Source organism: Microbulbifer sp. TYP-18 (assembly GCF_040932045.1).
Taxonomy (GTDB): domain Bacteria; phylum Pseudomonadota; class Gammaproteobacteria; order Pseudomonadales; family Cellvibrionaceae; genus Microbulbifer.
Genome location: NZ_JBFRBC010000055.1, coordinates 1 through 5345, shown reverse-complemented (window position 1 = coordinate 5345; position 5345 = coordinate 1). Strand labels below are relative to the sequence as shown.

4 protein-coding genes and 1 pseudogene are annotated in these 5345 nt (G+C 48.6%); 4 read left to right on the top strand and 1 reads right to left on the bottom strand.

The annotated features are described in order from the left end of the window. Together ABVT36_RS18575 and ABVT36_RS18570 are read left to right on the top strand one after the other, a co-directional pair. Positions 1 to 2155 (top strand): annotated as a pseudogene (locus ABVT36_RS18575) (hypothetical protein); the annotation flags it as partial. A gap of 19 nt (positions 2156 to 2174) precedes the next feature. Next, positions 2175 to 2510 carry a hypothetical protein gene (locus tag ABVT36_RS18570; RefSeq protein WP_368457892.1) on the top strand — a complete coding sequence of 112 codons (336 nt, stop codon included), beginning with the start codon at positions 2175 to 2177 and terminating at the stop codon, positions 2508 to 2510. A gap of 3 nt (positions 2511 to 2513) precedes the next feature. Here ABVT36_RS18570 and ABVT36_RS18565 read toward each other — a convergent pair whose 3' ends face one another. Further along, positions 2514 to 3125: a DUF4291 domain-containing protein gene (locus ABVT36_RS18565; protein WP_368457891.1), complete on the bottom strand. Its 612-nt coding sequence runs from the start codon at positions 3123 to 3125 to the stop codon at positions 2514 to 2516. Positions 3126 to 3356: 231 nt separating this feature from the next. On the opposite strand from ABVT36_RS18565, the gene ABVT36_RS18560 reads away from it, so the two are divergent. Together ABVT36_RS18560 and ABVT36_RS18555 are read left to right on the top strand one after the other, a co-directional pair. Next, positions 3357 to 3491 carry a transposase gene (locus ABVT36_RS18560; protein ID WP_368457890.1) on the top strand — a complete coding sequence of 45 codons (135 nt, stop codon included), beginning with the start codon at positions 3357 to 3359 and terminating at the stop codon, positions 3489 to 3491. Positions 3492 to 4040: 549 nt separating this feature from the next. Beyond that, positions 4041 to 4406, top strand: a complete 366-nt coding sequence (locus ABVT36_RS18555; RefSeq protein WP_368457889.1) for a hypothetical protein — start codon at positions 4041 to 4043, stop codon at positions 4404 to 4406. The last annotated feature ends 939 nt before the right edge of the window (positions 4407 to 5345 follow it).

The window sequence follows — 5345 nt, the reverse complement described above, 5'->3', positions numbered from 1 at the left end:
CACCTTCCGCCCGGTGGATGGTGCCCTGCAGATGGGCGATACTGCCCCGACCCTGCCGGATGTACCGCCGCCACCACCGGTGGATAGTGATGACGGCTGTGGTGCGCTGGGTATGATCCTGGTGATTGTGGTTGCGGTAGTGGCCACGGTATTTACTGCAGGTGCAGCTGGGGCAGCCTTTGGTGCTATTGCAAGTGGGGGCGGGTTTGCTGGAACAATGGCTGCGGGTGCATCGTTATTAGCTGGTGGAGCTGGCTTTGGGTTTGCTGCTGTGGGTGCAGCACTTACAGCGGGGGCTGTTGGATCCATTGCCAGCCAAGTGACCGCAATCGGTCTCGGGATACAGGAGGACTTTAGCTGGAGTGATGTCGCAATCGGAGGGCTGACGACTGTTGCCACTATGGGCGTAGGCAGTTACCTGCAAGGGTTTGACAGCCTAATGGTAAGTGGCGCCACCAGGCTGAACTGGGCGGGCTCCGCCATCCTGGGCGCGAGCAGTGCGGTTACCAGTTACGGCATCAACAAAGCGTTTAACAAGGATGTAAGCTTTAGCTGGCGCAATGTGGCCACCTCCGCAGTTGCTTCCGGAGCCAGTTCCGGTCTCGCAGATGGCTTTGTAACCCCCTCTGACGGAGGTGGCATACTAGCTGGAGTCATGCAGGGGTCAAATACCTTCGGTGGGGATATTGGCCGGGAGCTGACCAGTGCGCTGATCAACGAATCGGTACAGAGCGCCATCTGGGGCGACAGTTTTGACTGGGGTGGAGTGGCGATTGCCACTGCCGCAGGGGTGGCGCAGAGTTCTATCAAGCGCGTCGGCAGTGAGGTTAAGCCGGCTGCCGGCGCCTCGACTGATGCGGGTTCAGTAGCCAACACCGAAAAGGCTGGCGCTGCTGAGCGCAACTTGCAGGAGCGCGTTGAAGCACATATGGCCACGACTTCCAGTTGGTCGGGCCAGGAAGTTGTGGTGACTGCCAGCCGAAGTGATATTTGGGGCAGTGAACGGGATTACTGGTCAAATAGTGCGGTGATCCAGCGGAATACGCAGTTGATGATGCACTCCGCGCGCTTTAACGAGCGTCTGGATGCGAAGCTGGCCGGTTATGAGATGCGCACCCTGCAGGCCATGGCCGGCGTGCAGGCGGTGTGGGATGATTTCCATGCGGGAGTCGCAGCGTTTGCTGCGAATACGCATTTTGCGAGTGCTGGAGGGAGAGATTTTTCTGAAGAGGTCTCCTCTTTTAATAGCTACATTGACCGGAGAGAGCCACAGATAGCGGCCGATACCGCAAAGTATGGAGCGCGTAATGATGTCGGGGCCTGGGGGCAGGATATGCTTGATATAGGTACGACAGTGGTAGGGGGAGTGGTTCGTTTTGCCATAGAGCTGGGAGCGGATACTATAGGGATGGGTATTGAGGCAACCTTTTCTCTGTCACCTGCAACGAGATTGTTGGGGGGTGGTAAAGGTTACGAAGTTGCTGACTCCATTAAGAGCTGGGGAATGGGCTTGGCAGAGAGTGCTGAACCGGGCAGATTTGCTGGAGGTTACCGCAATGATCAGTTGCAGACTGCAATTGAGGCAGCCACTATTGTTACCGGGCTTGGGGAGCTGGCGGGGTTGTATAAGGTTGGGAGGGTTGTTAGAACTGGGGGAGTTCCAAACAACAACATAGTTGCAGACGGCCCATTCTCTTATCTCCCTGGCAATAGGGCTGATGGGATCGATTATGTTGGCCCTTATTCTCATTACGATACTACAAGCAAAACAACTGTGTATCGTGTCGATGACAATGCTTTTGCACCTCGTATTTCAACTGACGGAACGGTTCCAGCAGTAACTACGAAGAAAGGTGGGGAACGTGCGCTGTTTGTTAATTTTGGTCAGCCAGACAGAGCAAAAGAGTTTGCCTTAGTCAATAGAAATGGAAACGCAACTGTCACAGCAGTTGATGTTGATACATCTTTACTAGACAAGTTGAGAGCAACCTCTGTTCACGACTTAACAGCAGCAAAAAATAATACAACGGCGCCCTTACAAGTTGATATCAAGGCTGCTGATCAGTTTGGATTACGAACACCTGAACAAATCCAGTGGCTCAGAGATGCTATGGATCCATCCACAGTGAGGATAATAGATCCTAAGGATTTGTAGCTAAATTAAAGGTTAATTTATGACAAAAGTATTTATTGTGTCGTTTCATGTAACGGCATTGGAGAACTCGATAATGCCCTCCGATATCGGAGGGGCATATGTTAGTTGTTATTCGAAAGGCGAGACCTATGTTGAGGCGACGGAAAATGCATTAAAAAAATTAGCTGTCGATGGACTTCATCCAGAGGAAATCCTTCAGCCAATACATGAAATGAGTTCTAGTGCTTGGACTGAGCATGTTAAGGAACAATGGGCTGATTATGTAAATAATTTGCCGTCTCAAGCAGAGTTTGAGGAGGCCATATCTTCTGGTGAGGTTGTTTATAGCCCTTTTGGGTCGTACAACCCCCAATGATCGTTAAGAGCTCTCCGTGAGCTCTATCTTTTTGCCTAAAACGGGAGTTGTTGAATAGATACTCTCTTTGGGCAATAAAAGACCTGCTTCATCTACTAGATTTTTTTCTACAAGAGAATGGATCTCAGATGCTAGATTAGTAACATCAGTAATGCTCTGAATCCACTCATTAACATAGAGTGGTACAGCTTCATTAGTTAAGCCGATTTGAATTGCACGATGCTCTAAAGGTTGTAAATGCAAATCCCGTTCTGGATCCCACTGGATACGAACGGGCGTTGCTTTTTTAATTTTTAACCACTCTTCTCTATCTGCATAGTCCTTAGCCTGATGGCTAAGTAGGCTATGCTCTAACGCCCATTCAAAGCCTTCCCTTGAAATATCAATAGCCAGAATACGATTCTGGCCGTTGTCCTTTTTACCCCAGCCCGAGCGATACATCATCCAGAGAAAGGATGGCTTAATCCAAGTCATTCGTTCCATTTTGAATGGTGGTGATTTAAAAGTACCATGCTCTAAAGCTGAGTTAGCAATGCCATCATTGTAAGCCTGGTATACACGAACTGTTTTTTCATTAAAGACAGCTCTTATTTCTTTGTGTTTGGGTGGGTTCACAATTTTTTACCGTTGTGTTCAATGTAAGCTTAGTTTGTATGTATGTTTACTTAGTTGCATTGATAAAGTTGCATAAATTTGGTAAAACAAGTTTAAAGTGTATTCTTTACGGGTTATATCAGTGGGTGATTATATCTTGCATTCAATAGGATGCGTAGTGTAGTGGCACACTAAATTTGGCCACCTGACTTTGAGTGATATTATTGCGCTCAATGCAGATCAGGTGAAATAATGACCAAGGTAAAAAAGAAGCATTTTCCCCCAGAGTTCCGGTTGGAAGCAGCACAACTGGTCGTCGACCAGAATTACACCGTCAGGGAGGCGTGCGAAGCCATGGGGGTTGGCAAGCCCACCATGGAGTCATGAATTCGTAAGCTCCGAGCAGAGCGAGCTGGCAAGGCTCCAGAGGGCGTTGCTATCACGCCTGAGCAACTGCGCATCCAGGAGTTGGAGCGAAAGCTGAAGCGGGTTGAAGAGGAAAAAGAAATTCTAAAAATAGCTTATTAGTTAAAATAATAGGGCTTGAAAAAAGGTAGCTAAAATAATAGCGTGTAGGAACGGTAAGCATTAGACTTACTCCTGTAGCTAGTGCCGGATTTATCCGGCACGGTTCACAAATGGCTTTCTCACTGCCGAACTTTGGCGAGGGAAGCAGTGAGGAAAGCCGCCTAAATTTAAAGTCTTTATCTGTTCTACGTCATCGAAATCACCTCTCTTATATGTTGACTACAAGGTGCCTGCAAGATGGGCAAAATTTGATAGCAATATAGATCAGGCCAATGCTTGGAAGCGGCTGGAGACCGGTAACTATACCGAAGCGGATATAGCTTGGATGAAGCATGAAACAGCTGAGCGGTGGTATGAGTTGAAGCACAACTCTGGATATACAGAGGCTCACAATGCGGCGGAAAGAAAATGGACTGGAAATCCGTGGGAGAAAAACTAATGCAATTTATCAAAGATAATGATCTCTATAAGGTGGCAAGGATTGCTGGCCCCACACATAACTTCTTAGCAATTCGTTTAGCTGAGGAAAAATGTTCTACAGAGATAAAGTCTCTGCCTATCAAGCAAGGGGATGTTGAAAGAATCGATGGTCAGAGTGTGTTAGTTCAGGTTCTGCGAGGATTGGATACTATCAATTTGGAGCTTGGTGTAGAATACCAAATCTCGGAAGTTCAGTTTATTCCTTCGGACTCTGATTCATCCTCAGTATATGAGTTACTAATTAGAGAGCTAATTAAACGAATTGATTCAAATGGTGAGTTTGTAGTGATCTAATTCTCTTGTTCCAAACAGTTCCGTTGCTGATGAAGTGGCTGCAACTGAATAGACTGATGTATTTCTCAAATTGATCCGGGAAGTGGATTGCCAGCAGTAACAGTATCAGCTTCCAATTCCCGATCGGATGGACAACGCTCAGAAGCTTTCAGTATGCTGGCGTAGTGCAGCTTGAGTAAGCTGTTCTTCCTGGCAAAACTGCCCTGGGCTTTAATCCGCCTGCGAAGCTGGTGGTGGATAGCCTTAACGGCGTGAGTTGTATAAAAGCGTCAGGAGACAGTCTTTACCACTGAGGGCTTTATCCCACGCCGCGCTGAGACCACGGCATCTTCGGGTGCAACTGCCGGCCACTCCAATCTGCCAATTCCAGATAGTGATCCAGTCGAAAGGGCGGGCCCTTTGGCATATTCAAAAACCCATCCCCACCAAAGACGATCAATTATTGGGTTGCCCACCCGCAATCACGATACGAATACGCTGCTGGGTTGATCTGTAGTCAGGCTCCGCTGAGGCAGTACTGAATTAATCAGAGGCTCCTTAGCGCGGGGAGGCTCGGGATCTACCTAAGTCCTGTACCTGCAAGGGCCCTTTCATCCAGCGGTGTCTGGGACTTAAGGCGACACTGGTTTGAGGGCCCGGGCTGTAGGTTTCCCCCCCCCCTGGAAATGTGACCTAGTTCACACTGAGAGCAGAGATTGTAATTCTTCCTGCACGATTTTCAGTAATCCCTGGATATATATCTAAACGCCATCAGAAATCATGCGCCAAGTCAGGCAAAAGCGACTTGTCGGGGCGCAGGTTAGACAGGATATATTTTAGGGGGAATTGTGGCAGCCATCATCAGCGGAGAAGCCCTGGGCTTATTCAACAGTACCCAGACGGGGATCGGCGCAGCCGGTTTTGGCCAGGGCCGGGAACAGGTCTACGTGAATGCCTCCA